The organism is Rhizobium sp. LjRoot254 (assembly GCF_964254105.1).
Taxonomy (GTDB): domain Bacteria; phylum Pseudomonadota; class Alphaproteobacteria; order Rhizobiales; family Rhizobiaceae; genus Rhizobium_E.
Genome location: NZ_CAXUSM020000001.1, coordinates 3,287,592 through 3,312,082, shown reverse-complemented (window position 1 = coordinate 3,312,082; position 24,491 = coordinate 3,287,592). Strand labels below are relative to the sequence as shown.

Annotated in this window: 28 protein-coding genes; 16 read left to right on the top strand and 12 right to left on the bottom strand. The window is 61.7% G+C overall.

Annotated elements, in window-relative coordinates:
- The first annotated feature begins 99 nt into the window (after positions 1–99).
- The 4 genes from ACSQ26_RS16385 (at position 100) to ACSQ26_RS16370 (ending at position 3,334) form a co-directional block, all read left to right on the top strand.
- Entirely contained in the window at positions 100–1,881 is a 1,782-nt protein-coding gene (locus ACSQ26_RS16385) for an acyl-CoA dehydrogenase (protein WP_436010609.1), read from the top strand.
- 8 nt (positions 1,882–1,889) lie between these two features.
- Positions 1,890–2,648, top strand: coding sequence for a crotonase/enoyl-CoA hydratase family protein (locus ACSQ26_RS16380; RefSeq protein WP_436010607.1), 759 nt, complete (start codon positions 1,890–1,892; stop codon positions 2,646–2,648).
- 153 nt (positions 2,649–2,801) lie between these two features.
- On the top strand, positions 2,802–3,059 hold the full coding sequence (locus tag ACSQ26_RS16375; protein WP_436010605.1) for a type II toxin-antitoxin system RelB/DinJ family antitoxin: 258 nt from the start codon (positions 2,802–2,804) through the stop codon (positions 3,057–3,059).
- Positions 3,060–3,073: 14 nt separating this feature from the next.
- Entirely contained in the window at positions 3,074–3,334 is a 261-nt protein-coding gene (locus ACSQ26_RS16370) for a type II toxin-antitoxin system YafQ family toxin (protein WP_436015304.1), read from the top strand.
- Here the strand turns inward: ACSQ26_RS16370 and ACSQ26_RS16365 are convergent, their stop codons facing one another.
- The gene (locus ACSQ26_RS16365) at positions 3,335–4,585 is read right to left on the bottom strand and encodes a class I SAM-dependent RNA methyltransferase (protein WP_436010603.1); all 1,251 of its coding nucleotides are present in this window, start codon (positions 4,583–4,585) and stop codon (positions 3,335–3,337) included.
- Entirely contained in the window at positions 4,582–5,322 is a 741-nt protein-coding gene (locus ACSQ26_RS16360) for a TlyA family RNA methyltransferase (RefSeq protein WP_436010601.1), read from the bottom strand. The genes ACSQ26_RS16365 and ACSQ26_RS16360 overlap by 4 nt, the downstream gene beginning before the upstream one ends.
- A gap of 85 nt (positions 5,323–5,407) precedes the next feature.
- Between ACSQ26_RS16360 and ACSQ26_RS16355 the strand changes: the two genes are divergently transcribed.
- From ACSQ26_RS16355 to dxs, 5 genes are all read left to right on the top strand, one after another.
- Complete coding sequence (locus ACSQ26_RS16355) at positions 5,408–5,677, top strand: type II toxin-antitoxin system Phd/YefM family antitoxin (protein WP_436010599.1); 270 nt, start codon at positions 5,408–5,410, stop codon at positions 5,675–5,677.
- A gap of 2 nt (positions 5,678–5,679) precedes the next feature.
- Positions 5,680–6,111, top strand: a complete 432-nt coding sequence (locus tag ACSQ26_RS16350; RefSeq protein ID WP_436010597.1) for a hypothetical protein — start codon at positions 5,680–5,682, stop codon at positions 6,109–6,111.
- A gap of 11 nt (positions 6,112–6,122) precedes the next feature.
- Positions 6,123–7,046 (top strand): pirin family protein, encoded by a 924-nt coding sequence (locus tag ACSQ26_RS16345; protein ID WP_436010595.1) that lies wholly within the window; start codon positions 6,123–6,125, stop codon positions 7,044–7,046.
- Positions 7,047–7,074: 28 nt separating this feature from the next.
- Positions 7,075–8,256, top strand: coding sequence for a serine hydrolase domain-containing protein (locus tag ACSQ26_RS16340; protein WP_436010593.1), 1,182 nt, complete (start codon positions 7,075–7,077; stop codon positions 8,254–8,256).
- A gap of 187 nt (positions 8,257–8,443) precedes the next feature.
- Positions 8,444–10,369: a 1-deoxy-D-xylulose-5-phosphate synthase gene (dxs, locus tag ACSQ26_RS16335; RefSeq protein ID WP_436010591.1), complete on the top strand. Its 1,926-nt coding sequence runs from the start codon at positions 8,444–8,446 to the stop codon at positions 10,367–10,369.
- Positions 10,370–10,378: 9 nt separating this feature from the next.
- On the opposite strand, the gene ACSQ26_RS16330 is transcribed toward dxs, so the two are convergent.
- From ACSQ26_RS16330 to ACSQ26_RS16320, 3 genes are read right to left on the bottom strand one after another with little or no spacing between them, the layout of a single operon-like run.
- The gene (locus tag ACSQ26_RS16330) at positions 10,379–11,386 is read right to left on the bottom strand and encodes a DUF4424 domain-containing protein (RefSeq protein ID WP_436010589.1); all 1,008 of its coding nucleotides are present in this window, start codon (positions 11,384–11,386) and stop codon (positions 10,379–10,381) included.
- A 50-nt stretch (positions 11,387–11,436) separates the two neighbouring features.
- Positions 11,437–11,691 carry an exodeoxyribonuclease VII small subunit gene (locus tag ACSQ26_RS16325; protein WP_436010587.1) on the bottom strand — a complete coding sequence of 85 codons (255 nt, stop codon included), beginning with the start codon at positions 11,689–11,691 and terminating at the stop codon, positions 11,437–11,439.
- A 2-nt stretch (positions 11,692–11,693) separates the two neighbouring features.
- Positions 11,694–12,620 carry a histone deacetylase family protein gene (locus ACSQ26_RS16320; RefSeq protein ID WP_436010585.1) on the bottom strand — a complete coding sequence of 309 codons (927 nt, stop codon included), beginning with the start codon at positions 12,618–12,620 and terminating at the stop codon, positions 11,694–11,696.
- A 166-nt stretch (positions 12,621–12,786) separates the two neighbouring features.
- Between ACSQ26_RS16320 and ACSQ26_RS16315 the strand changes: the two genes are divergently transcribed.
- The 3 genes from ACSQ26_RS16315 to ACSQ26_RS16305 all read left to right on the top strand — a co-directional run bounded on the left by ACSQ26_RS16315 (position 12,787) and on the right by ACSQ26_RS16305 (position 15,271).
- On the top strand, positions 12,787–13,371 hold the full coding sequence (locus ACSQ26_RS16315; protein WP_436010583.1) for a biotin transporter BioY: 585 nt from the start codon (positions 12,787–12,789) through the stop codon (positions 13,369–13,371).
- Positions 13,372–13,399: 28 nt separating this feature from the next.
- A complete protein-coding gene (locus tag ACSQ26_RS16310) occupies positions 13,400–13,888 on the top strand; it encodes a DUF1284 domain-containing protein (protein ID WP_436010581.1) in 489 nt (162 codons plus the stop codon).
- 69 nt (positions 13,889–13,957) lie between these two features.
- On the top strand, positions 13,958–15,271 hold the full coding sequence (locus ACSQ26_RS16305) for a J domain-containing protein (protein ID WP_436010579.1): 1,314 nt from the start codon (positions 13,958–13,960) through the stop codon (positions 15,269–15,271).
- A gap of 9 nt (positions 15,272–15,280) precedes the next feature.
- Here ACSQ26_RS16305 and ACSQ26_RS16300 read toward each other — a convergent pair whose 3' ends face one another.
- The 4 genes from ACSQ26_RS16300 to ACSQ26_RS16285 form a co-directional block, all read right to left on the bottom strand.
- Complete coding sequence (locus ACSQ26_RS16300; protein ID WP_436015302.1) at positions 15,281–15,862, bottom strand: histidine phosphatase family protein; 582 nt, start codon at positions 15,860–15,862, stop codon at positions 15,281–15,283.
- A 15-nt stretch (positions 15,863–15,877) separates the two neighbouring features.
- Positions 15,878–16,717 carry an enoyl-ACP reductase FabI gene (gene fabI, locus ACSQ26_RS16295; RefSeq protein WP_374989963.1) on the bottom strand — a complete coding sequence of 280 codons (840 nt, stop codon included), beginning with the start codon at positions 16,715–16,717 and terminating at the stop codon, positions 15,878–15,880.
- 140 nt (positions 16,718–16,857) lie between these two features.
- A complete protein-coding gene (locus ACSQ26_RS16290) occupies positions 16,858–18,174 on the bottom strand; it encodes a DnaJ C-terminal domain-containing protein (protein ID WP_436010577.1) in 1,317 nt (438 codons plus the stop codon).
- A gap of 90 nt (positions 18,175–18,264) precedes the next feature.
- Complete coding sequence (locus tag ACSQ26_RS16285; protein WP_436010575.1) at positions 18,265–18,717, bottom strand: RT0821/Lpp0805 family surface protein; 453 nt, start codon at positions 18,715–18,717, stop codon at positions 18,265–18,267.
- A gap of 46 nt (positions 18,718–18,763) precedes the next feature.
- Between ACSQ26_RS16285 and pdxH the strand changes: the two genes are divergently transcribed.
- The gene (gene pdxH, locus ACSQ26_RS16280) at positions 18,764–19,378 is read left to right on the top strand and encodes a pyridoxamine 5'-phosphate oxidase (RefSeq protein ID WP_436010573.1); all 615 of its coding nucleotides are present in this window, start codon (positions 18,764–18,766) and stop codon (positions 19,376–19,378) included.
- Positions 19,379–19,394: 16 nt separating this feature from the next.
- Here pdxH and ACSQ26_RS16275 read toward each other — a convergent pair whose 3' ends face one another.
- The 3 genes from ACSQ26_RS16275 to ACSQ26_RS16265 form a co-directional block, all read right to left on the bottom strand.
- Positions 19,395–19,535 (bottom strand): hypothetical protein, encoded by a 141-nt coding sequence (locus ACSQ26_RS16275; RefSeq protein WP_436010571.1) that lies wholly within the window; start codon positions 19,533–19,535, stop codon positions 19,395–19,397.
- 23 nt (positions 19,536–19,558) lie between these two features.
- Complete coding sequence (locus ACSQ26_RS16270) at positions 19,559–20,614, bottom strand: polysaccharide deacetylase family protein (protein ID WP_436010569.1); 1,056 nt, start codon at positions 20,612–20,614, stop codon at positions 19,559–19,561.
- 69 nt (positions 20,615–20,683) lie between these two features.
- A complete protein-coding gene (locus ACSQ26_RS16265; protein WP_436010567.1) occupies positions 20,684–20,944 on the bottom strand; it encodes a DUF1344 domain-containing protein in 261 nt (86 codons plus the stop codon).
- Positions 20,945–21,191: 247 nt separating this feature from the next.
- Here ACSQ26_RS16265 and aroC point away from each other — a divergent pair, with 247 nt between their 5' ends.
- Genes aroC through ACSQ26_RS16250 form a run of 3 tightly spaced genes read left to right on the top strand, consistent with a single transcriptional unit; the run spans position 21,192 to position 24,487 of the window.
- Positions 21,192–22,289: a chorismate synthase gene (aroC, locus tag ACSQ26_RS16260; RefSeq protein ID WP_436010565.1), complete on the top strand. Its 1,098-nt coding sequence runs from the start codon at positions 21,192–21,194 to the stop codon at positions 22,287–22,289.
- Positions 22,290–22,304: 15 nt separating this feature from the next.
- Positions 22,305–23,405: a 3,4-dihydroxy-2-butanone-4-phosphate synthase gene (ribB, locus tag ACSQ26_RS16255; RefSeq protein ID WP_436010563.1), complete on the top strand. Its 1,101-nt coding sequence runs from the start codon at positions 22,305–22,307 to the stop codon at positions 23,403–23,405.
- Entirely contained in the window at positions 23,405–24,487 is a 1,083-nt protein-coding gene (locus tag ACSQ26_RS16250; protein WP_436010561.1) for a hypothetical protein, read from the top strand. The genes ribB and ACSQ26_RS16250 overlap by 1 nt, the downstream gene beginning before the upstream one ends.
- Positions 24,488–24,491 lie beyond the last annotated feature (4 nt).

Here is a 24,491-nt window from a genome sequence, read left to right as displayed (position 1 = left end):
GACGTTTACGTAAAAAGCATTTAGCGCTGTCACAAAGGGTTCGCTGGATTTGATCCGGTCTTGCCCCTAGTCTGGCAGCGGAATCAGGGAGGAGAGGGCATGTACAAGGCGCCGGTCGAGGAGATTCTCTTCACCCTGAAGCATGTGGCTGGACTGAACGACGCGCTCTCTTCCGGCAAGCTCGGCGATCTCTCCGAAGACATTGTCGATGCCGTGATATCCGAAGCAGGCCGCTTCGCCACCGAAGAGATCGCGCCGCTCGCCGAGGTAGGCGACAAACAGGGCGCCACCCTTAATGATCACAAGGTCAAGACTCCGGATGGCTGGGCGGCTCTCTACAAGGCCTGGGCGGAGGGCGGCTGGGGCTCACTCTCAGGACCGGAAGCGTTTGGTGGACAGGCGCTGCCGCACATGCTGCTGGTCGCGACTTTCGAGATGTGGAATTCCGGCGCCATGGGCTTCGCCATTGGCCCGACATTGACGATCGGCGCCGTCGAGGCGCTCGAGGCACATGCCACCGATGCGATCAAGGCGAACTATCTGCCGAAAATGGTGTCGGGCGAATGGATGGGGTCGATGAACCTCACCGAACCCAATGCCGGCTCCGACCTCGGCGTCATGAAGACGCGCGCCGAGCGCCGGCCGGACGGTACCTATCGTCTCTTCGGCCAGAAGATCTTCATCACTTACGGCGAGCACGATTTCACCGACAATATCGTACACTTGGTGCTGGCCCGCCTGCCGGATGCGCCGGCGGGATCTCGCGGCATATCGCTGTTCGTCGTTCCGAAATTCCTCGTCAATGACGATGGATCGCTTGGGCCACGCAACGACGTCCATGTTCATTCGCTCGAACACAAGATGGGCATCCACGGCTCCCCAACCTGCACGATGATCTATGGCGACGGCAAGTTCGGCGATGAACCCGGCGCGATCGGCTGGCTGGTCGGCGAAGAGAACAAGGGCCTCGCCTGTATGTTCACCATGATGAATAATGCCCGCCTGATGGTCGGCATGCAGGGCGTGGCGATTGCCGAGGCAGCGACCCAGAAGGCGATCGCCTATGCCAAGGATCGCCTGCAGGGCCGCGCGCCCGGTTGGCAGGGCGAGGGCATGAGCCCGATCATCGAGCACCCGGATGTCGCCCGCATGCTGGCGACCATGAAAGCGGTGACGCAAGGGGCTCGCGCCATCGCTTACGCCTGCGCCCACGCGGTCGACATGGCGGATGCCTCGACAGGCGAACTCAGGCAGTTCTGGCTCGATCGCGCCAACCTGCTGACGCCGCTGGCAAAAAGCATCCCTACTGATGCCGGCGTCGAGGTCTCCTCGCTCGGTATCCAGGTCCATGGCGGCATGGGCTTCATCGAGGAAACGGGTGCGGCGCGGCTCTATCGCGATGCCCGCATCGCGCCGATCTACGAGGGCACCAACGGCATCCAGGCCATCGACCTGATCGGCCGCAAGCTGCCGCAGGCCGGCGGCAACCATGTCCGCGCCTTCATGGGTGAACTCAAGGATATCGCCGCTGATGTCCGCGCCTCGAACCGCGAGGGTTTCGGCAATACGGCGGACAAGCTCGCGACCTCGATCGCCGATCTCGAAGAGGCGACCGACTGGATGCTGTCTGCGGTTGGCGAAGGCAACATGACCGAGGCGTTATCCGGCGCCACACCCTACCAGCGTCTGTTCGGGTTGGTGCTGACCGGCGCCTATCTCGCCAAGGGCGGGCTGGCCGATGGCGGCGACGGCAAGGATGCGGCCCGCATTGCGCTCGCGCGATTTGCCGCCGAGAACCTGATTTCCGAGACCGCGGCCCTCAAGGACCGCGTGATGAATGGCGCCGAAAGCCTCGCCGCCGCCCGCCTTGCCCTGGCCTGAGAGGACATATGACCGAAGACATCAAGCTCGAACGGCCCGCGTCGCATCCCGGCATTCTGGTCATCCGCATGCACCGGCCGGACAAGAAGAATGCCATCACCCGCGCCATGTATCGCGCCATGGCCGATGCGCTCGATGCCGCCAATGCAGATGAGGCCGTGAAGGCTGCGGTCATTTTCGGCGTGCCGGGCATATTTTCGAGCGGCAACGACCTCGCCGATTTCATGGAGATCGCGAAAAACCCGCCGGAATCGGCGCACGTGCTCGCCTTCCTGCATGCGCTCGCCAATTTCGAGAAGCCGCTGCTGTCAGGCGTCGATGGCATCGCCATCGGCATCGGCACGACGATGAATTTCCATTGCGACATGACATTCACGACGCCGCGCACGGTGTTCCGCACGCCGTTCACCGATCTCGCCGTGGTGCCCGAGGCGGCGTCCAGCCTGCTTGGCCCCCGCATCATGGGCCACCAGCGCGCCTTCGCCATGCTGGTCGGCGGCATCGGCTTCTCGGCGGAACAGGCGCGCGAGGCCGGCATCGTCTGGAGCGTCGTGGACGAGGACGAACTCGAAGCAGCAACGCTGAAGGCCGCCTCCCATCTGATCAACCGGCCACGCCAGTCGCTGATGCTCTCGCGAAAACTCGTGAAGGGCGACCGGGCTGAAATCCTCTCCTGCATGGACGAGGAAATGGTGCTTTTCATGGAACGCCTGCGCTCCGATGAGGCCGCGGCGCTTTACAAGGCGTTTTTCGAGAAGAAGCGTTGATAAACCATCAAAAGCCGCGAGCATCGCACGCCCGGACCGCTTGACCTGACGCTGAACTCGCCACCGTGCTTTCGTGCGGCGTGGGAAGTGGATTGTTCGTCTTGAAAAAACGACAGACTGTAGCTACATTGTGGCTAAACAGGAAACGAGCCTATGACTTCCGATTCCGTGGTGCGCGCTCGCATCGATTCCGAGACCAAGGACAAGGCGACCGAGGCACTCGCCCGTATGGGCCTGTCAGTCTCCGACGCCATCCGGTTGCTCCTTGTTAGGATTGCCGCCGACGAAACGTTTCCATTCGCGATCAAGTCGCCGAATGCGACCACACGTGCGGCAATGCAGGAGCTTGAGGACGGCAAGGGCAAGAGGTTCGACTCGGCCGATGCCTTGTTCAAGGATCTAGGGATCTGACGTGCTGACACCCGATCCATTCCACGCAATTTCGGCGGGATGTGAAGCGCGCCGAAAAGCGTGGAAAGGATATGGGTAAGCTCAAACAGGTGCTTCTGCTGTTGCTAAGCAATGCGACATTGCCGGATCGCTTGAAGGATCATCCCCTGAGAGGCAACTGGGGCGGCTATCGTGACCTGCACATCGAACCCGATTGGCTGCTGATCTACAAGATATCTGGAGACGAATTGCATCTGGCAAGAACAGGCTCGCATTCGGATCTGTTCGATCAGTAACTACCGTTCCAGCAGCGCCACCGCTTCGACATGGCTGGACCACAGAAACTGATCGATCGGGGTCACCGATTTCAGCTTGTAGCCGCCGTCGATCAGAATGCGGAGATCACGCGCCAGCGTCACGGGACTGCAGGAAACGGCTGCGATCTTCGCCACCTTCGACCGCGCCAGCTCATGACACTGCGCCTCGGCGCCCGCGCGCGGCGGATCGAACGATACGCCGTCGATATATTTGAGATCGAGCGGCAGCAACGGCCGGCGGAAGAGGTCGCGGCGCTCGATGCTGACGGGCTTCAGGCCTTGCGCATTGCGCGCCGCATGATCGAGGGCGGCCAGTGCCGGTGCGTCGAATTCCACCGCATGGACCGCGCTTTTGCGCGCCAACCTGAGCGCGAACGTACCGGTGCCGGCGAAGAGATCGGCGACGCGCTTGGATTTGGCGAGATGGCCCGCCACGAGTTCGGCCATGGCGTCCTCGGCCCGCACGGTGGCCTGGGTGAAACTGCCGGGCGGCAGGACGACGCTGACGCCCGCGAAATCCAGCATCGGCTTCTGCGGCTCGACGAGGATTTCGCCATCGATCGAGACACGGGCGAAGCCCTTCTCCTTCAATATGATATCGAGCGCCGCTTGACGCTTTTTCGCATCGACCTTCTTCATGTCGAGAATGTTGACGTCGAGGCCGGAGAGCGTCGCGCCGATCGCCACGCGGAACGGCTCGGAGCCCGAACCGAGCGCACCGATGATCTTCCGCACGCCTTCCAGGCGGGCGACGATCACGGGCATGGAGATGGGACATTCCTCGACCTGCACGATCTGGTGCGTGCCTGCCTGGGCAAAACCCAACACGACGCCTTTATCGGTCAGCCGCGCGGTCATCGTCACGCGACGACGCTCGCCGGGGAGACAGGGAAAGAGCGGCGCGACATCGGTCTCGATGCCCTTGGTCTTCAGCGCATCCACCACCAGACCGCGCTTGTAATCCTGGTACGGCTGATCCGCCCAATGCTGCAGTGAACAGCCGCCGCAGGCACCACCCTTGCCCTCGGGGCCGAAATGGCGGCAGGGCGGTGTGGCGCGTTCGGGCGAGGTCTTCGACCAAGACATCGGCATGCCGTGGTTCTTGACTCGCGCGATGGCGACCTCTTCGCCGGGCAGCGTGAACGGCACGAAGATCGCGCCCTCTGGGCCGCGTGCAATGCCGTCGCCCTCGGCGCCGACCGCATGGATGGTGACTGTCTCGGTGCTCATGATTTCCTTCCGGCCAGCAGAAACTCGTGGTTCCCGTCTCCGCCTGTGATGGGCGAGGGGATTACACCCAGGCTCTGCCATCCGCCAAGCGAATTCAGCCAGGTTTCGATATCCTCGGCGATTTTAGGCGCTTGCGATGGGTCCTTGAGCATGCCGCCCTTGCCGACGCCATCGCGGCCCGCCTCGAATTGCGGCTTGACGAGGGTTACGACCCAGGTACCCGGCTCGGCCAGTTCGAGCGCTGGCTTGAGCGCCAGCTTGAGCGAGATGAACGATACGTCAGCGACGATCGCTTGCGCCGGGAAAGGCAGATCACCTTGAGTCAGTTCCCTAGCGTTGAGTCCTTCGAGATTGGTGATGCGCGGATCGTCCCGGAGACGATGATCGAGCTGCGCATGGCCGACATCGAGCGCGGCGACATGCTTTGCTCCACGTTCGAGCAGCACCTGCGTGAAGCCGCCCGTTGAGGCACCGACATCGAGACAGTTCAGCCCGTCCGGCGAGAGACCGAAATGATCGAGCGCCGCGATCAGCTTCAGCGCCGCGCGGGAGACATAAGCCTGGGCCGGATCGTCCACCACGATCTCGGCATCTTCGTCGACCATCTGCCCGGCCTTGATGGCAACGGCGCCCGCGACCTTCACCGTGCCGCGATCGATCGCATCACGCGCCCGAGACCGGCTGTCGAATTCACTGCGGGCGACAAGAAGCTGGTCGAGGCGGATGAGATTGGGCATTCAGAACTCCGGAGCTTGATCAGAAAGCGTGAAAAGCGTAAAAGACGTAAAAAGCGTAATTTGGCAAGAGAAGATTGGAGCTGTCATGCGCGAAGTCCCTACCACGGAATTCACCCGCAATTTCGGCCTCTACCGCGAGATTGTCCAGCGCGAACCCGTGGCTGTCACGAGCCACGGCCGCGCGACGGGCTATTTCGTCTCGTCCGTGGAGTTCGAAGAGCTGCAGCGCTACAAGAATATAGTCCGTCAATCCTTTGCCACTGCGGACCTGTCGTCCGATGAGGTCAAGGCAATCGCAGCGGGGCGGATGTCCGCCGAGCACGATCATCTGAATGCGCTCCTGGATGACGAATAGGAATGCCGCTGCCCGATCCGCAGCTCGGTCTGGTGATTTCCTACGCCTATCTTTGGCGTCATGAGCATCGCGCGGGCCTGGCGGAAGGCCGCAAGGACCGACCCTGCGTCATCGTTCTTGCAGTCGATCGGGGCGCGGAAGGCACAAGGGTTACCGTCGTGCCCGTAACCCATTCCGAACCGAAGGACAAATCACTCGCGGTCGTACTGCCGCAAGCGGTGAAGCGCCATCTCGGTCTTGACGGCGAGCGATCCTGGGTCATGCTCGACGAGGGCAACCGGTTTGTGTGGCCGGGTTTCGATTTGCGGCTGGTGCCTCGTTCGAATGGCCGTTATGACTATGGCTTTCTGCCGCCAAACTTGTTTGCTGCCATCGTGACGCAGTTCGAAACGGTCTGGGCGGCGCAACAAGGGCAAGCCGTGCCCCGAGACTGAGGAGCCCGCCCATGTCCTTCTTTCCCGGCGAAGACCCGGAACCCGGCGACGCGGCCGCAGTCGATCTCATCGAGCAACTGATCATACCGCGCACCACCGATCTCGGCGATTTCGAGGTGCGGCGGGCGCTGCCGTCGTCGAAGCGGCGGCTGGTCGGGCCGTTCATCTTTTTCGACCGCATGGGGCCGGCGATCCTGCGCGCGGGCAAGGCGGTCGATGTGCGGCCGCATCCGCATATCGGGCTTTCGACAGTGACCTATCTTTTTGACGGCGAGATGACCCACCGTGACAGCCTCGGCACCGGCATGGTCATCAAGCCGGGTGACGTGAACCTGATGACGGCCGGGCGCGGCATCGTCCATTCCGAGCGCACGCCCGAGAACCATCGTGGCAAGGATCTCTCGCTTTCCGGACTGCAGACATGGCTGGCGCTGCCGGACAGTCACGAGGAGATGGATCCCGCCTTCCTGCATGCCGAGGCCGAGAACCTGCCGGATTTCTCGGATGACGGTTACTACGGCAAGGTGGTGATCGGCGGCTTCATGGGCCTCAAGTCACCGGTCAAGGTTCCCACGGACACGCTCTATGTCGATCTCCACATCGCGCCGCAGAAGCGCTGTACGTTCCCCGCCGGCGCCGATGAGCGGGCGGCCTATATCCTGTCCGGCTCGCTGATTGTCGGAGGCGTCACCTACGAGGCTGACCAGCTTCTGGTCTTCAAGCCGGGCGAGACTTTTGATCTGGTCGGGGGCAACGAGCTCTGTCATCTCATGCTGTTCGGCGGCGAGACGATGGCCAGCAAGCGCTATATCTGGTGGAATTTCGTTTCCTCCTCGAAGGAGCGCATCGAACAGGCCAAGGAAGAATGGCGCACCGGCAAGTTCGATATCGTGCCGGGCGACGAGGAAGAGTTCATTCCCCTGCCTGCCAATTGATTGCCCCCCAATTGATCGAGAGTGACAGATGACCGATCCCAGCCAGTACCGCGATCCCCGCAATCCAGGTGGTCCGCGCATTCCGCGCGCCGAATGGGATGGCGCGCCGCATAATCGCTGGACGTTCCAGAACGTCCGCCAGATCGTGCCGACGGCGGAGGTCTGGCGCGGCCCCGGCCCGGTCTTGCCGCTGTCCAGCGCGCCCCAAAATCTCGCTGGTCTCGAATTCGAATGCGACGGCACGCGGCAGACGATCGCCGAATTTCTCGATACCAGCTTCACCGATGGCTTCATCGTGCTGCACAAGGGCGCGATCGTCACCGAGACCTACATGAACGGCATGCAGCCGCGCACGACGCATCTGTCGCAATCGGTGGCGAAATCGATCGTCGGCACGGTTGCGGGCATCCTGCATGGGCGGGGCGAACTGGATTTCGCCGCACCCGTGACCCATTACCTGCCGGAACTGGCCAACACCGCCTATCGCGGCGCCACCGTCCAGCAGGTCATGGATATGCAGAGCGGCGTGCTGTTCGACGAAACTTATACATCGCCCGATTCCCACATCGCCAAGGTCGATGCCGCCTGCGGCTGGAAGGAGCCGAAGCCGGGTTGGCCGGACACGATGTGGAAGCTGATTACGGAACTCACGGAATCCGAGGCCGCACACGGAGAATCCTTCCGTTATCGCTCGATCGAGACCGACGTGATCGGCTTCATCCTGCAAAGGGTCTCCGGCCTGATGCTGCCGGAACTGGTCAGCCGCGAACTCTGGGCGCCAATGGGGGCCGAGGAGGATGCCTATTTCACCGTCGATCCCTCGGGCTATGGCTTGGCCGACGGCGGCTTCAATGCAACGCTGCGCGACTACGCCCGTTTCGCGCAGTTGATCTGCAATGTCGGTGCGGCGCATGGACGGCAGATCGTGCCGCGGTCGTTCATCATCGATCTGCCCAACGGCGATCACGCGAAGTTCGGTGACGATTACCGCATCGCGCTGCCCAAGGGCGCCTATCACAACCAGTTCTGGCTCGAAGAGCCGGGCGAACCGGTTGCCATCTGCCGGGGCGTCTTCGGGCAGCTGATCTATATCAATCCCCGGCACGATTTCGTCGCGGTCAAACTCTCGACTTGGCCGGAATTCACCCATCCCCGCCGGACGCGAACGGCGCTTGCCGCTATACGCGCAATCCGGGCTGTCGTAGTGTAGGAACAATCGCCGCCCCTTGCGGATTCGATCGAAATCCGGCGCCGCGACTATTTGCGGCGTCGCTTTGCCGGTGAAAATGTATACTATTTCTGCCGGACGCCCTAAATTGCGCCTTGATGCGGTTGAAAAAAGCCTTCGAGACGATAGAACGCCGCACGAATATGCCGCCCGGCGAGCAGGACCCAAAGTGACACAAGCGCTGAATACTCCCATCCTCGATCAGGTTGAATTTCCCGCCGACCTTCGCAAGCTCGATGACAAGGACATGCCCCAGCTTGCCGCCGAACTGCGCGCGGAGATGATCGACGCCGTCTCCCGGACGGGTGGGCATCTGGGCGCTGGCCTCGGCGTGGTGGAACTGACCATCGCCATCCACAAGGTGTTCAATACGCCGCATGACAGGCTGATCTTCGATGTCGGCCATCAGTGTTATCCCCACAAGATCCTGACCGGCCGGCGCGACCGCATCCGCACGCTACGCCAGGAAGGCGGCCTCTCCGGCTTCACCCGCCGGGCCGAAAGCGAATACGATCCTTTTGGCGCGGCGCATTCCTCGACCTCGATCTCGGCCGGCCTCGGCATGGCGGTCGCGACGAATCTCGATGGCACGAAGCGCAACGTGATCTCGGTGATCGGCGATGGTGCGCTTTCCGGCGGCATGGCGTATGAGGCGCTCAACAATGCCGGTTCGCTCGATGCGCGCCTGATCGTCATCCTCAATGACAACGACATGTCGATCGCCCCGCCGACGGGCGCCATGAGCGCCTATCTCGCGCGGCTCGCCACGGGAAGGACCTATCTCGGCTTCCGCGAGATCGGCAAGAAGCTGACCGCCTATCTCGGCAAGAAAGTCGATCGCGCCGTCACCCGCGCGGTCGAGCATGCCCGCGGTTATGTGACTGGCGGCACGCTGTTCGAAGAGCTCGGCTTCTATCATATCGGCCCGATCGACGGACATTCCTTCGACCACCTGCTGCCTGTTCTGCGCAATGTTCGTGATAACAGCACCGGCCCCGTGCTGATCCACGTCGTGACCCAGAAGGGCAAGGGCTATGCGCCCGCCGAGGCGGCCGCGGACAAGTATCACGGCGTCAACAAGTTCGACGTCATCACCGGCACCCAGGCCAAGGCCAAGCCCAATGCGCCAGCCTATACCTCCGTCTTCGCCGAGGCGCTGCTTGAGGAAGCGCGCCACGACGAGAAGATCATCGGCATCACGGCCGCCATGCCCGACGGCACCGGCCTCGGCAAGCTGGCGAGCGTCTTCCCGGAGCGCTGTTTCGACGTCGGCATTGCCGAGCAGCATGGCGTGACCTTCGCGGCCGCTCTTGCGGCCGAAGGCTTCAAACCGTTCGCAGCGATCTATTCCACCTTCCTGCAGCGCGCCTATGATCAGGTCGTGCACGACGTGGCGATCCAGAAGCTGCCGGTGCGCTTCCCCATCGATCGCGCGGGCTATGTCGGCGCCGATGGCCCGACACATGCCGGGGCTTTCGACACGACCTATCTCGCGACACTGCCCGGTTTCGTTGTCATGGCGGCTGCTGATGAGGCTGAGCTCAAGCATATGGTGCGCACGGCTGCGGCTTACGACGAAGGCCCGATTTCCTTCCGCTACCCGCGCGGCGAAGGCGTCGGCGTGGAACTGCCTGCACGCGGTTCGATCCTCGAGATCGGCAAGGGCCGTATTGTCAAGCAGGGCTCCAAGGTGGCGATCCTTTCCTTCGGTACGCGGCTGGCCGACGCGCTGCTCGCTGCCGAGGATCTCGACGCGGCCGGCCTTCCGACCACGGTCGCCGATGCCCGTTTCGCCAAGCCCCTCGACCATGACCTGATCCGCCAACTCGCCCGGCACCATGAAGTGCTGATCACGGTCGAGGAAGGCTCGATTGGCGGCTTCGGCAGCCACGTCCTGCATTTCCTCGCCCATGAAGGCTTGCTCGACGGCCGGCTGAAGGTGCGGCCGCTGGTGATGCCCGATATGTTCGTCGAACAGGCCAAGCCCGAAACGATGAATGCGCTGGCGGGCCTCGACCGCAAGGGCATCGTATCGACGGTATTCGAGGTTCTGGGTCAGGATCAGGCCCAGCGCGCGGTAGTGCTGCCGGGCTGATTTCCGGATTCAAGGCGCCTGTGTCGGCACCAGAAGCAGGATATCGAGATCCTTCTCGGGGTAGAAATCCGTGGCGGTCAACTCGAACGTCGTCGGGCCGGTCTTCTTCACACCCTGGCCGCAGAAGCTGACAAAATTGTCAGCCTCGCCCTTGTCGACGGTGAGCGTGAACTTCTTGATCGGCCCCGCCCAGTTCGAACCCGTGGACAAAACGTAGGAGATCCAGTTCTCGACGAGGTGGGGTTCGCTGGCATTCATATCCGCGTTGGATTTCTTCGCGAGCTTCACGAAGGCATCGTCAACGCAGAACTTCTTCTTGTATTCCTCGAAACGCTCGCCCTTCGGTTCGTTGTTCTCGTCGAGAAAGGTCGTCGCGACGGTTCCACCAACGCTCGGACGATAGCGGTGGGAGACATTGACATCCTCGCCCGTGGGAAAGCTGGTCTTCCAGTAATAGGCGGACTTCAGCGTCCATATCGGCGCATATTCCGTCTTCATGCCCGAGCCGTCGTCATAGATATCGGGGATGACAAGCCCCCGGGTCAGCCAGTCCTCGATCGTTTCCGGCGGAAGTTTTTTGAGTGCCTCACGCGCGGCCTGGCTCTGCGGGTTCATCGGCACCCCGGCGGCCACCACCGCATCGGTCATATCGAGGTTGCCCACATAGACGCGCTGCTGCAGGGAGGGCTTTACGTCCGCTCCATCCTGGGTGACGGAGAAGCCGAGGAAGTTGTCGCTCTCGACATCGCCGGCGTCGATGTTCTGATCCGGCCCACCCTGAATATCGGGCATCGGGAAAGCGACATAGGTCTCGACGGCTGCGTCCGATGTGTTGCGGAACACGTAATCGACCCGCACCTCTTGCGGCGAGATGTAGAGCTTTTCCTCCTCCATCGAGACGGCGTCGCTGCGCGTATAGACCAGCCCGCCAGTCTTGAGCTCCGCCGTCGTGTCATTCGCCACGGCGGTGGTGGTGTAGAGAGCGAGGATAAGGCTCAGGGACGCGATGCGGTTCATGGTCGAACTCCGTTCAAACCGGCAAACCCGGTCGCCGAGGGTTGGTCGCTTCACTCGCGATCGAGAGGCTCCGTGCCGACGGCTTTTCCGCCGCGATCGACGCGGATCTTCTCGATCCGGGCTTCGGCGGCATTGAGCAGCGTTTCGCAATGCTTCTTCAGTGCCTCGCCGCGTTCGTAGATCTCGATCGACTGGTCGAGTGCCACGTCGCCGCCTTCGAGCCGTGCGACGATGCTTTCCAGTTCCTTGACGGCCTGCTCGAAGGAAAGCGCGCTCACATCGATCTTTTCAGCACTCGTATTCATCGTCACCCCTTCATCAGCCGGCAGATATGCAGGCCCGCCGATTCGGCGAGCCCTTCGAGATCATAGCCGCCCTCCAGCACGCTGACGACCCGGTTGCCGGCATATTTGCCCGCGATGTCCATCAGCTGTCCTGTTATCCAGTCGAAGTCCTCGCCGACGAGGTTGATCTGCGCCAGCGGATCCCGGTAATGCGCGTCGAAGCCCGCCGATATGATCACCAGATCCGGCCGGAAATTGTTGAGCGCCGGCAGGATGCGGCTTCGCACCGCGTCGCGGAACGACGCGCTGTCGTCATTCGGGCTGAGCGGTGCGTTGACGATGTTGCCGGCGCCGGTCTCGTGTCTGGAGCCGGTACCGGGATAGAGCGGCATCTGGTGCGTCGAGCAATAGAGCACGCTTGGATCGGCCCAGAAAATGTCTTGCGTGCCGTTGCCGTGATGGACGTCGAAATCCACGATCGCCACCCGCTCGGCGCCGTGTGCTTTCTGCGCGTGACGCGCCGCGATCGCCACATTGTTGAACAGGCAGAAGCCCATCACCTTGTCGTGCTCGGCATGGTGGCCAGGCGGACGGCTGGCGACGAACACGTTGTCGGCCTTGCCCGTGAACACGTCATCGACGCCGGCCATGGCCCCGCCGATGCCCGTCAGCGCCGCCTTCAGGCTTTCGGGGCTCGCATGGGTATCCGACTCGATCTGGCGTACGCCTTCCTCGGGCATGGCGCGGATCACCTCGATGAGGAAGGACTCGGGATGCGCGAGCGTCACCGCATCCTCATTGGCAACAGGTGCCTCGAGCCGCTTGAGCGATTTGAAATTCTCGTGCTCCAGCGCCGCGTTCAACGCCCGCAGCCGGTCCGGCCGCTCGGGATGGCCCGGCGGCACGTGATGCTCGAGAAAAACAGGATGTTCATAAAGGATCGTGGTCATATCGGGACCTTAGTGCGTAGGGCCGGTGGGGTAAATCGCGCAGATCGCTTTTCAACAATCATCCGAAGTGGCGGGAATATTGCAGTGCCCGTCGATATTCGCGATTGCAATATGAACGGATTTTGTGACAGAAAGGTCCGAATTATCTGCGATGGGGAGTTTCCAGATGGCTGAACTAGCAACACGATCCGACATTTCAACCCTTGAGGCGCTTGCCGGCGGCTCGCTCGCCAAAAAGGCGGCGATCGTCGGCCTCGGCAGCATTTTCCTCGCGGTCATGTCGCAGATCAATGTGTTTTTCTATCCGGTACCGATGACGTTGCAGACGCTTGCCGTCATGTTGATCGGCGTCACCTTCGGCTTCCGCATGGCGACCGCGACCGTGGCGCTCTACCTGGTCGAAGGCTTTGTTGGTTTCCCGGTCTTCGCCGGCTTCATGTCGGGCCCAGCCGTGTTCATCGGTGGCACCGGCGGTTATCTCTTCGGCTTTCTCGCCGCAGCCGCGCTGATGGGCTATCTTGCCGATCGCGGCGTGACCAAAGGCTGGGCTGGCATGATCGCGACACTGTTTGCCGGTGAAGTCCTGATCTTCGGCCTCGGCATCGCCTATCTCGCCTACCTCTATGGTTTCGACAAGGCGCTGGAATATGGCTTCTATCCTTTCTGGATGGCTGATGTTCTGAAGCTTGCGATTGCCGCCGTCATGGCCAAGGGCGTTCTCAAGGGCGCCTCGCGCTTTGCGCAGCTCTAAGCCCGAGCCCGAATCGGACCCGACATCAATGATGCCCGTGCAACTGCGCGGGCATCATTTTTTGTGCATCCTGACCTATCGCGGCTACGGCTATACGCCCGCTTTCGTTAAGAACATGTCGTCGATCGTGGCCAGCATCGAGCGCGGCAGGCCGGTCCGACTCGTGGGTGGGCCGGATGATATCTGCAACGGCCTGACATCAGCCGATCGGCTTGACTGCAACCATGACTGCGGCAAGGCGGAAACTAGGGACATCGACGCGCTCGCCGTGGCAGCGGTCAGGGGCTTGCTCCCGGCGGATGTCGACCAGGCGATGACGCTTGATGCCGCAACCATCTCGACGCTGCGCCGGCATTTCGCCACCCGCTCGATCCGTGACGCCTGTCGCCGGTGTTCGTGGGCGGAATTCTGTACCACCATTGCGGCTGAAGATTTTCGCGATACGAAGCTTTTCAGCCCTTCCGTTCCGTCGCCAGGCCGCGAAAAGCGTCTCGTCGGGAACGGTCACGATATCTGATGCTTGTTTCTGGAAAGCCCGGCGGTTTTGGGCTAAGCTTGCGTCGTTGTTTCACCGGGGGTGGTTCGCATGCGCCATAGCGATCCTGAGGGCTTATACCGTGCCCTCGGAGTCATGCCGACCGCCGATCAGGAGGAGATCAAGAACGCCTACCGGCGGCTTGCCAAGGAAACACATCCTGACACATCATCGGATGGATCCTCGTTCCACTTCCACAAGGTCTACAACGCCTACAAGATCCTCTCCGACATCCAGTCGCGGGAGCGCTACGACCGTCGTTTCACTAGGGATGACGAGGATTATTCCTGGCTCGGCATTGATCCGGTCTGCTGTTCGCGCTGCGGAAGCGTTACCGCGCAGCCCAGGAAGCTTTCCTTCGTACGCGTCTACAGCGCCGTCTTCGCGTCTTTCCGCCGACCGGTGGAAGGCATCTATTGCCAGCGTTGCGCCCAGACGGAAGCCATCAAGTCCTCGCTGTTCACCGCAGTATTCGGCTGGTGGGGTATTCCCTTGGCGCCCTACTTCACGCTGCGCGCGATCGCTCGCAATGCGCTTGGCGGCACGCGCGACATGGCGGCCGAGGAACAGCTTCTCTGGCAGAACAGCCGCGCCTTCGCGGCCAAGGGCAACCGCAAGCTCAGCTACGCGCTGGCGCGCAAGCTCATCGATGCCAGCGACAGCGAGGTGGCGGAGGGCGCGCGCGAACTCGTCGAGGACATGGAGGCGCGGGGCGCCAATCCCCGCAAGATCAAGCTCAAGGATCCCTGGCGCATCAAGCCCCTGAGCGCCATGACGCATCTGACGCTGGCGGCGATACTCCCGCTCGGTATCGGCGGCGTGGTGCTCGAAAGCCTGCAACCCGACAACCGGCAGGAAACCCGCGAGATTGCCGCGCTGACTTACGCGGCGGTTCCGGTCGATCCCACCACCCGTGCCATCCTGCCGGACACGACGCTGAAGCCGTCGCCGCTTTGCTGGAAGGTGCCGGAGAATGGCGAGGTTCTCTACCGCATCAATCCGCGGGTCTCGCCGGGCCATGGCATCACGCTGATCAACGACACGCCGAAGGAGGCGATCGTCAAGGTCAGGAGCGCTTTCTCGAAGCGCCTGATCGCGGCCGTCTACATGGTCGCCAATGCCAGCGCCGAATTGGGTGGCATTCCCGATGGATACTATGTCGTGCAATATGCCTTCGGCCGGCAACTGGCCAATGGCTGCGTGTCGTTCGTGACGACCGACGGCGCCTGGCAGTTTCCGGATACCGAAAATCTCCGTACCATCGCCACGGGGCAGGGGCCACAGCATCTGGATTATTCGCTGTCGCTGGCACCGGAGCAAGGCGTCGCGAGCCCGGTCAAGCCGTATGCCTTCAATCTCAATTGAGAATCTTGGTCAGACCCACGCGATCTCACTGTCCGCATAGCGCAGGATGCGATCCTGAGGGATGTCGAGATTGGCGGCATCTTCCCGCTCCACGCCGCCGGCGAGCTTGAAGATGCAGCGGATCACGCCGCCATGGCAGACCGCGACTGTCGGCCGTTCGAGCGCCTTCAGCCAGGAGCCGACGCGCCAGGAGAGGATTTCGTAGCTCTCGGCGAGATCGCCGGGCGGGATGAAATCCCACTTGCTGAGGTGGCGCTCGTGGTAGCGCTCCGGCTGATTGATCTTGATCTCGCGCGATGTATAGCCTTCCCAGTCGCCGAAGCAGATCTCGATCAGGCGTTCGTCGAGGCTGTAGATGGAAGGGTCGAGCCCGGCGGCAGTCCGCAGCCGCTCCATGGTTTCGCGCGCCCGTCCAAGCGGGCTCGAAACAAATTCATAAGCGGAGAGATCATCAACAAGCTCGGCGAGCCTGATGCCATTGCCGGTCGCCTGGGCGCGGCCGGTTTCGTTAAGGGGAATATCGCGCTGGCCCTGGAGCCGGTATTCGGCATTCCAGTCTGTCTGCCCGTGACGGGTAATGAAATGTGTCACGGGCATGCGAGAAATCTATTCCTTGACCACCGAAATATCGGGTGCATCGACCGCCTTCATGCCGACGACGTGATAGCCGCTATCGGCATGGTGCGTTTCACCGGTGACGGCGCGCGACAGGTCCGACAGCATGTAGAGGCCGACATCGCCGACCTCTTCGATGGTGACGGTGCGGCGCAGCGGCGCGTTATATTCGTTCCACTTGAGGATATAGCGGAAGTCGCCGATGCCTGAGGCGGCAAGCGTCTTGATCGGGCCGGCGGAAATCGCGTTGACGCGGATATTCTTCGGTCCGAGGTCGACGGCGAGGTACTTCACGCTCGCCTCGAGTGCGGCCTTGGCGACGCCCATGACATTGTAATTCGGCATCACCTTCTCGGCGCCGTAATAGGTCAGCGTCAGCATCGCGCCGCCGTCCGTCATCAGCTTTTCGGCGCGGCGCGCCACCGATGTGAACGAATAGACCGAGATCTGCATCGTCTTGGCGAAATTCTCCGGCGACGTGTCGACATAGCGGCCGGTCAACTCGTCCTTGTCGGAGAAGCCGATGGCGTGGACGAGGAAATCGATCTTGCCCCAGATCTTCTCGATCTCGGCGAAAGCCGCATCGATCGAGGCTTCGTCGCTGACGTCGCAGTCGCCGGCCACGATGGCGCCGATCTCGGCGGCCAGCGGTTCGACACGCTTCCTCAGCGCTTCGCCCTGATAGGTGAATGCGATTTCGCCACCCTGGGCATGAATGGACTTGGCGATGCCCCAGGCGATGGAGCGGTTGTTGGCAACGCCCATAATGATGCCGCGCTTGCCCGCCATCAATCCGGTCATATGTGCCCCCTTCAGAAACTGATAATCCATTGTCGCCTATGGCACAGGCTGCCCGGCGGTTCAAGCTGCGCTCAAATCACCAAAAGTTAGCGATAGCAAGAATTGGTGTCCCAGAGGGTGAAATACTTGCTTTTAAAAGGAGTTTTTCAACAGGCGGTTTCACCGAACTGTCACAGGAAGAGCCCTTCGCGCAAGGCGCGCATCAGGTCGATCACCTTCTGGTCCGGATGGTCCCAGAGCATGACGCGGATCTCCACGATCAGGTCGCCGCGCATGCCATTGCCCTTGGGCAGGCCCTTGCCGGGCACTTTCACCGTCCGATCCGAGCCGGACCATTCGGGCACCTTGATCCTGACCGGACCATCGAGAGTCTCGACGGTCGCATCGCAACCCAGCACTGCGTTTTCGATGTCGATGTCATGGAATGTGCGCAGATCGTAGAAGTCCGCGCGGTACCATCGGTGCGGCTTGATCCGGAGAGTCGCGAGCACGTCGCCGCGCCGCATGTTGGGCAGCTTATGGCCGTAGCCGTCCATGCGCACGGTCGTGCCATCCATGGTGCCATCGGGCAGGGTGATGCTGAGCAGCTTGCCGTCGGGCAGCGTGACGGCGGGATTGACGCGATTGACCAAGTCCTCGATCGACACAAACGCATCGATATTGAGGTCTGGAGCTTTCTCCGGCGCCGGCACTTGGCCCGTCAGCCGCTTGACGAGATACGAGATGAGATTGAGCGCCGGTGACGGTGCGCCTTCGGCTTGCGGATCGGAGGATTCGACGTCGGGCTGGGCTTCGTCCTGTGACGCGGCCTTCTCGGCGGGCTTGGCGGCTTCAGTTTTCGCGGAGTCTGTCCTGGCCGATTCCGCCTTCGCCGATTCGGGCTTGGCTTGTTCCGGCTTGGATGCAGCCTGCTCGGCATTGCCGGCAGGCTTTTCAGCGGACCTGTCCGCTTTCCGGCGCTCGCCGAAAATCTTGGTGAAGGCCTGCTCGGTTTCCTCGTCCATTTCGCTGCCGGCGGCAGGCTTCGCATTTGCGGACGCCTTGCCCTCGGCCTCGGCCCTCGCGCGTGCCTCCGCGGTTGCCTTGGCGCGCGCTTCCGCTTCGGCTTCCGCCCGCATGCGGGCTTCCGCCTCGGCCCGTGCCTTTGCTTCCGCCTCGGCGCGGGCGCGTTCGGCCCGCTTTTCCATGAAGGTCGGTTCCTTGGCGCCGCCGGTTCTGCCCGGCGCATAGGCGCTGCTCGCACCGCCACCGAACGAGGTGCGGTTCAGCATCTCGTCGTAGCGGCGGCGCTTGTCCGGGTCTTTCAGTAGATCGTAGGCGCGACCTGCCTCCGTGAAACGCGTCTGGGCCTGGGGATCGTTGCGATTATGATCCGGATGCAGTTTTTTGGCGACGTTGCGCCACGCAGCCTTGATCTCGAGCTGATCAGCCGTTCGGCTGATGCCGAGAATTGCATAGGGGTCGCGCATCCGGTTGTCGCTGGCCATGGATTAGGGAACTCATTCACCAGGTTGTCATAATTGGCTTATGTCAGACTTTCGTATCCGTTCGGTAAATGACGGTTGCGACCGTTCTTTTTACGTCATTTCCTTGAACGCGATGATCTGCCAGTCTCCCGAGCCGACAAGGCAGGCCTTGCCGCCATAGTTCGAGATGCCGCGATAGGAGTGCCGCGTGGTGATGAACGTCCGGCAGACATAGGAGCCGTTGTTCTCCTCGCGGATGGAATTGATCACGCCCGCACTGCCCGTGGTCGTGTTGGCCCAGGGGATGGACACGCTCTGCGACATGCGGCTCAAGTCGGCGGAAGACACGGCGTTGCGGATTGTCGCTTCGTCGGAAACCGTGTCGGCCGGAGCCCTGTATTCTGCGCTGTCGACCGAATTGGTGGTAATCTTGGCATCGCTCTCATCCCCGCCTAACCCCATGCAGCTTGCCAGCAGCAGGGGCACGGCCACGACCACGGAAAATCTTACCGCAGCTGCGACAGGGGCCTTTTGGGCGCCATCCGGCTTTGATATGTGTCGCAAGCTTGGCCTACAGAACTCGAACAAAAGATAGGGCTTCTTTCAGATCATGAGCGGAAATGAGTTAACAACCAGTGACTTCACCCAGGAAAATGAGCCATTTTCTCTGTTTGGCACATGGCTGAACGAGGCCGAATCGACTGAGCCGAACGACCCGAACGCGCTGGCGCTCGCCACCGTCGACGCCGATGGCATGCCCAATGTTCGCATGGTGCTCCTAAAATCCTTCGATCTGGACGGATTTGTGTTCTTCACCAATTATGAGAGCAGAAAAGGCCAGGAATTGCTCGGCCAGAAGAAGGCGGCCATGGTCTTCCACTGGAAATCGCTGCGCCGCCAGGTCCGAGTTCGCGGGAATATCGAGACCGTCTCCGACGCCGAAGCGGATGCCTATTACGAGACTCGCGCCCGTGGCAGCCGCATCGGCGCCTGGGCATCGAAACAATCCCGCCCGCTCGAAAGCCGCTTCGCGCTGGAAAAGGCGGTCGCCGAATACACGATGAAATTCGGCATCGGCCACATCCCGCGCCCCGCCCACTGGTCGGGCTTCCGGCTCAGGCCGGTTTCGATCGAGTTCTGGGCGGACAGGCCGTTCCGGCTGCATGACCGGGTGGAATTCACCCGGGCAGGCGAGGGCTGGGAGAAGGTGCGGATGTATCCGTGAATGCCTACGCGCAGGATCAAGCGCGCTCGAACGCAAGAAGGCAGATCAAAATAAGGCAGATGATCAAACTGGAACCGATCAGCCATTGCCTGCGCTTGCTCCACTGCGAGGGGATCGAGAGTAAGTTGTTCAAGACTTCCAGAAAGAGATCGAACATCGACTTGCTCCCGATCCCATTGTCTACCGCAACACCTTGAACGGAATCCCGCTCGCCAGCGCCCGGATATACCGGCTCTTCTGGTAAAGCCCGTTGAACGAGATGCGCGGCAACGCCGTCATGTCAGCAACCATGTCCGATGTCAGCACTCCCGGCCGAGTCGTCACGCCGATGGGAATGCCGAGCTCTCTCAAGACCTGCCGCTCGCGGGCCGAGACCGAGCGGGCATCGCCATAGGTATAGGCAAAGCCGTTTGCCCGTCTGCCCGTCATCGCCTCGACCGCCTGGACCGATTGTTCGATTTCGCGCCGGGCATCCGCTTCAGGCAGGCGTGCGAGCCCGCGATGGCTGACCGTATGCGCCCCATAGGAGACGAGCGGATTTTCGGCGAGTGCGCGAAGCTCGTCGGCTCGCATCGTGAGATCACGCGTAATGGCGAGTGGATCCACGCCATGACGCCGCGCCTCCTCGTCGAGTTGCGCGACCGCGCGTGCCTCGTCCGAGATGCTGACGAAATCGGTGATCCGGCCGAACGCGGCGAGCTTCTGCTCATGGGTTGCCGCCGGCACCGGCTCGGTGCCGAGGCCGAAGTCGAAATCGAAGGCAGGCACCTTGTTGAGCAGTGCTTCGAGCGTTTCCCACCAGAGCGAATGCGTGGCTTCGATGAAACCCTTGGTGATGAAAACAGTGAATGGCGCATTGTGCTTGGTGAACACCGGCGCGGCATCGGTCTTGTTGTTACGGTTGCCGTCGTCCAGCGTGAAACAAGCGAACGGGCGCTTTGCATCCGGATTGGCAAGCCGCACCGGCACGTCTTCAAGGCGGATGAATTCGTAGCCGCGCACGGCAAGCGTCGTCAGCGCCTCGTCAAGGAATTCAGGCGTGATCTCGAGGATATCGTTGGGATGGAAGGGCCTGATGAAGCGCGGCCGCACGTGATGCAGCGTGAAGATCGCGCCCAGTCCGCGTGTCCCTGAGGACAGGCCGAGCGTGTCGAGCACGGCCGAAACTTCGAGCCCAGATGAGATCACCGCGCGCTTCACGGCGGGGGAGGTCAGGCTCTTGATGAAGCGTAACATGACGGATGATCCGGTTTCCAATGATCCCGGAACCTACCAGCCGCCTGTTAATCCTTGCTGAATGTCAGCTCATTCCACGATCTGGAGGTCGTTGATCACGCGCTTTCCATCGGTCTCGGTATAGAAGACCACGACCTTGACGCCCTTCTTGAGGCCGTCGAAATTGAATTCCTCGGGCGCCTGGTACTTTTTGCCGTCGTCCAGAACCAGTGTCAGCTTGTCCTCGTCGACGCCTTCGATCACCGCTTCGACATCCGCGCTTTCGGCAAAAACGCTATATGGCGTTATCAAACCTGCGATGCCCAGGAAGATTGCGAGGAGGAAGCGCATGGTAGTTCCCTTGACGTTTTTTTGTGCAACGCTTTGCTTCCCCATGTCTCACTCCGGAATGTGGCAAAATTTTCTTCGAATTGCGGTATTTCCGGCCGGAAGTGTTAACATGAAATTTGCTTTGTTCAAGCGCTGGCTCGGCGCCACGCCCGGCGGCACTTTTACGCTTCTATTTTCCGCATTCAGGCACTATGAGTGCCCCGGGAAATCTTGAAGGTGCCGGCCAGCCGGCTCGGAATAAGCATTCATGTCGCACAACACATTCGGACATCTTTTTCGCGTGACGACCTGGGGCGAGAGCCATGGGCCGTCGCTCGGTTGCGTGATCGATGGCTGCCCGCCCGGCATCCGCTTCACGCTGGATGAGATCCAGCACTGGATGGACAAGCGCAAGCCGGGTCAATCCAGCTTCGTCACCCAGCGCCGCGAGGACGATATCGTCAAGGTGCTGTCAGGCGTGATGCCGGATGCCGATGGCACCACACTGATCACCACGGGCACGCCGGTTTCCATGCTGATCGAGAACACCGACCAGCGCTCGAAGGACTATGGCGAGATCGCCCGGCAATACCGGCCGGGCCATGCCGACTTCACCTATGACACCAAATACGGCATCCGCGATTATCGCGGCGGCGGCCGCTCCTCGGCACGCGAGACGGCGGCGCGCGTTGCAGCAGGCGGGCTGGCGCGCAAGGTCATATCAGGCGTTACCATCCGTGGTGCGCTGGTGCAGATCGGTGTCCACAAGATCAACCGCAAGAACTGGAACTGGGACGAGGTCGGCAACAATCCGTTCTTCGCACCGGATCCGGAAATCGTACCGGTCTGGGAGGAATATCTCTCCGATATCCGCAAGAAGGGTTCGTCCATCGGCGCCGTCATCGAAGTGGTGGCGGAAGGCGTGCCGGCCGGCATCGGCGCGCCGATTTACGGCAAGCTCGATCAGGATATCGCCTCGGCGCTGATGTCGATCAATGCCGTCAAGGGTGTCGAGATCGGCAACGGCTTCGGCGCCGCCGAAATCACCGGAGAGGAAAATGCCGACCAGATGCGCATGGGCAATGACGGCGAGCCGATCTTCCTCTCCAATCACGCCGGCGGCATATTGGGCGGCATCTCCACCGGCCAGCCGGTGATTGCGCGTTTCGCTGTCAAGCCGACCTCGTCGATCCTGACCGAGCGCCTGTCGATCGACGCAGACGGTAACAATGTTTCGCTCAGGACCAAGGGCCGCCATGACCCCTGTGTCGGAATCCGGGCGGTGCCCGTCGGCGAGGCGATGGTTGCCTGCATCATTGCCGATCACTATCTGCGTGATCGTGGCCAGACCGGCAGATTAGATTAATTAGGGGTTTATGGAATGGCTTACGACCAGAAGCGCGTCGTCGATGCGATCCGGGCTTTCGAGCGCGGCGAGATCGTGGTGGTGACGGATGATGACGACCGCGAGAACGAAGGCGACCTGATCGTCGCTGCGGTTCATTGCACGCCCGAGAAGATGGCCTTCATCGTGCGCCACACATCGGGCATCGTTTGTACCCCCATGCCGCGCGAGGAAGCCAAGCGGCTGAACCTCAATGCCATGGTGGCGGAGAACGACTCGGCCCACACCACTGCCTTCACCGTCTCGGTCGATTTCAAGCATGGCACGACGACGGGCATTTCGGCCGATGACCGCACCGTCACGGTGCGCAACCTCGCCAATCCGAATGTCAGTTCGTCCGATTTCGTCCGGCCCGGCCACATCTTCCCGCTGATTTCGCGCGAAGGCGGCGTGCTGATGCGTTCCGGTCATACCGAAGCCGCAGTCGATCTCTGCCGGCTTGCCAGCCTGCCGCCGATCGGCGTGATCAGCGAACTGGTCAATGACGACGGCACCGTCAAGCGCGGACCGCAGGTCTCGGCCTTTGCCGAAGAACACGGCTTCAAGCAGGTCTCGGTTGCTGATCTGATTGCCTATCGCCAGCGCAAGGAAACGCTGATCGAGCGCGTTGCGAGCTTCGAGATCGATACACCGCACGGCAAGGCCAAGGCCTTCGCCTATTCGCTGCCCTGGGATCCGATGCAGCATCTCGCCGTCGTGTTCGGCGATATCCGCGACGGCGAGGACGTTCTCGTGCGTCTGCATATGGAAAATGTCGCTGCCGACGTGTTCGGCAATCCCCGCCCGGTCGATCGCTTCATGGCGCGGATGGCCGAGGAGGGTCGCGGCGTCATCGTCTATCTCCGCGAGGGCTCGGTCGGCGTCGGCGCGACCGAGCATAACCGCAAGATGGGCCACGGCCGCGAAGGCCATTCCGAAGCGCAGGCACGCGAGAGCGAATGGCTGGAAATCGGCCTCGGCGCGCAGATCCTGAAAGATCTCGGCATCGCCTCGATCAAGCTGCTGTCGTCGCGCGAGCGCCACTATGTCGGCCTCGAAGGCTTCGGCATCAAGATCGCGAGCACGGAGCTGCTCTGATGTTCGTTCTGCATGTCGGGCCGCACAAGACAGCGACGACCTGGATGCAGACGAACCTGCACTACAATGCGGCTGTGCTGGAAAAAGCGGGCTGGCTCTATCCGCAGATGGGCGAACGGGTGGTGATCGCCCATCACGACCTCTCGGATCATCCGGCAGAGATACTGGATGACGGCAGCCGCAAGGTTACGGCGTTCCGGAAGATCGCCGAGAAGGCCGCTGCGGGCAATCTCAATATCCTGCTTTCCTCCGAGGGCTTCAGCAAATGGCGGCCGCAGCATCTCAAGCGGTTGCAGGAGATCATGTCGCCGCATGAAATGCGGATCGTCTACACGCTGCGCGATCCGGTTTCTCTCACCTATTCGCTCTGGGCGCAGAAGGTGAAGACCGGCGGGCCGAAGTCGCTGCCCCAGCATTATGACGAGCAGGTGCGCAAGGCAGGCAAATCCCGCTCGCTCGATCCCCTGTCCGACCTGCAGAAATATCGCGACGTCGAAAATGCCGGCCTCACCGTGCTTCTCTATGACGAGATCGGCAGGCAGGGCCGTGACATATTCGATGTGCTGACCGAGGACGTGTTGTCGATTGGCAAGTTGCCCCATGCCGAGCGCGGCACCGCCAATGAGCGCGAGCCGCTCGAAATGACCGAGTTCATGCGGGCGATGCTGGTGCGGATGGGCCGCTGGAAGGGCGGCGAACGCGTCAACATCGGCCGCGTCTTCAAGCACATGCTGACAGGCGCTGCCCGCAAGGACATCATCGAAGCGGTCACTGCCGTGCCGCAGGCGAAGCGGGTGATGACGATGCGCCGCGATGACGAGGCGTATCTCGCGATGGAGCGCAAGCTCATGAAGCGATTTTCGGCCGAGATGGTGCCGCCGCCCGGCGCCAAACTCTTCCTCGAGGGCGGGGCGACATTCGACTATTACGACGACACGGTACTCGCCGCCGATCCCAGGGTGAAAGCGCTGCTCGACGACCTGACCAAGAAATTCCGGCCAGGCGGGTTCAGGATGACGGTCGCCAATCTGGCGCGATCGTCGCTGATGGGCTGGCGGCGCCTCGTCAACAGGTTCAGGTGACCCC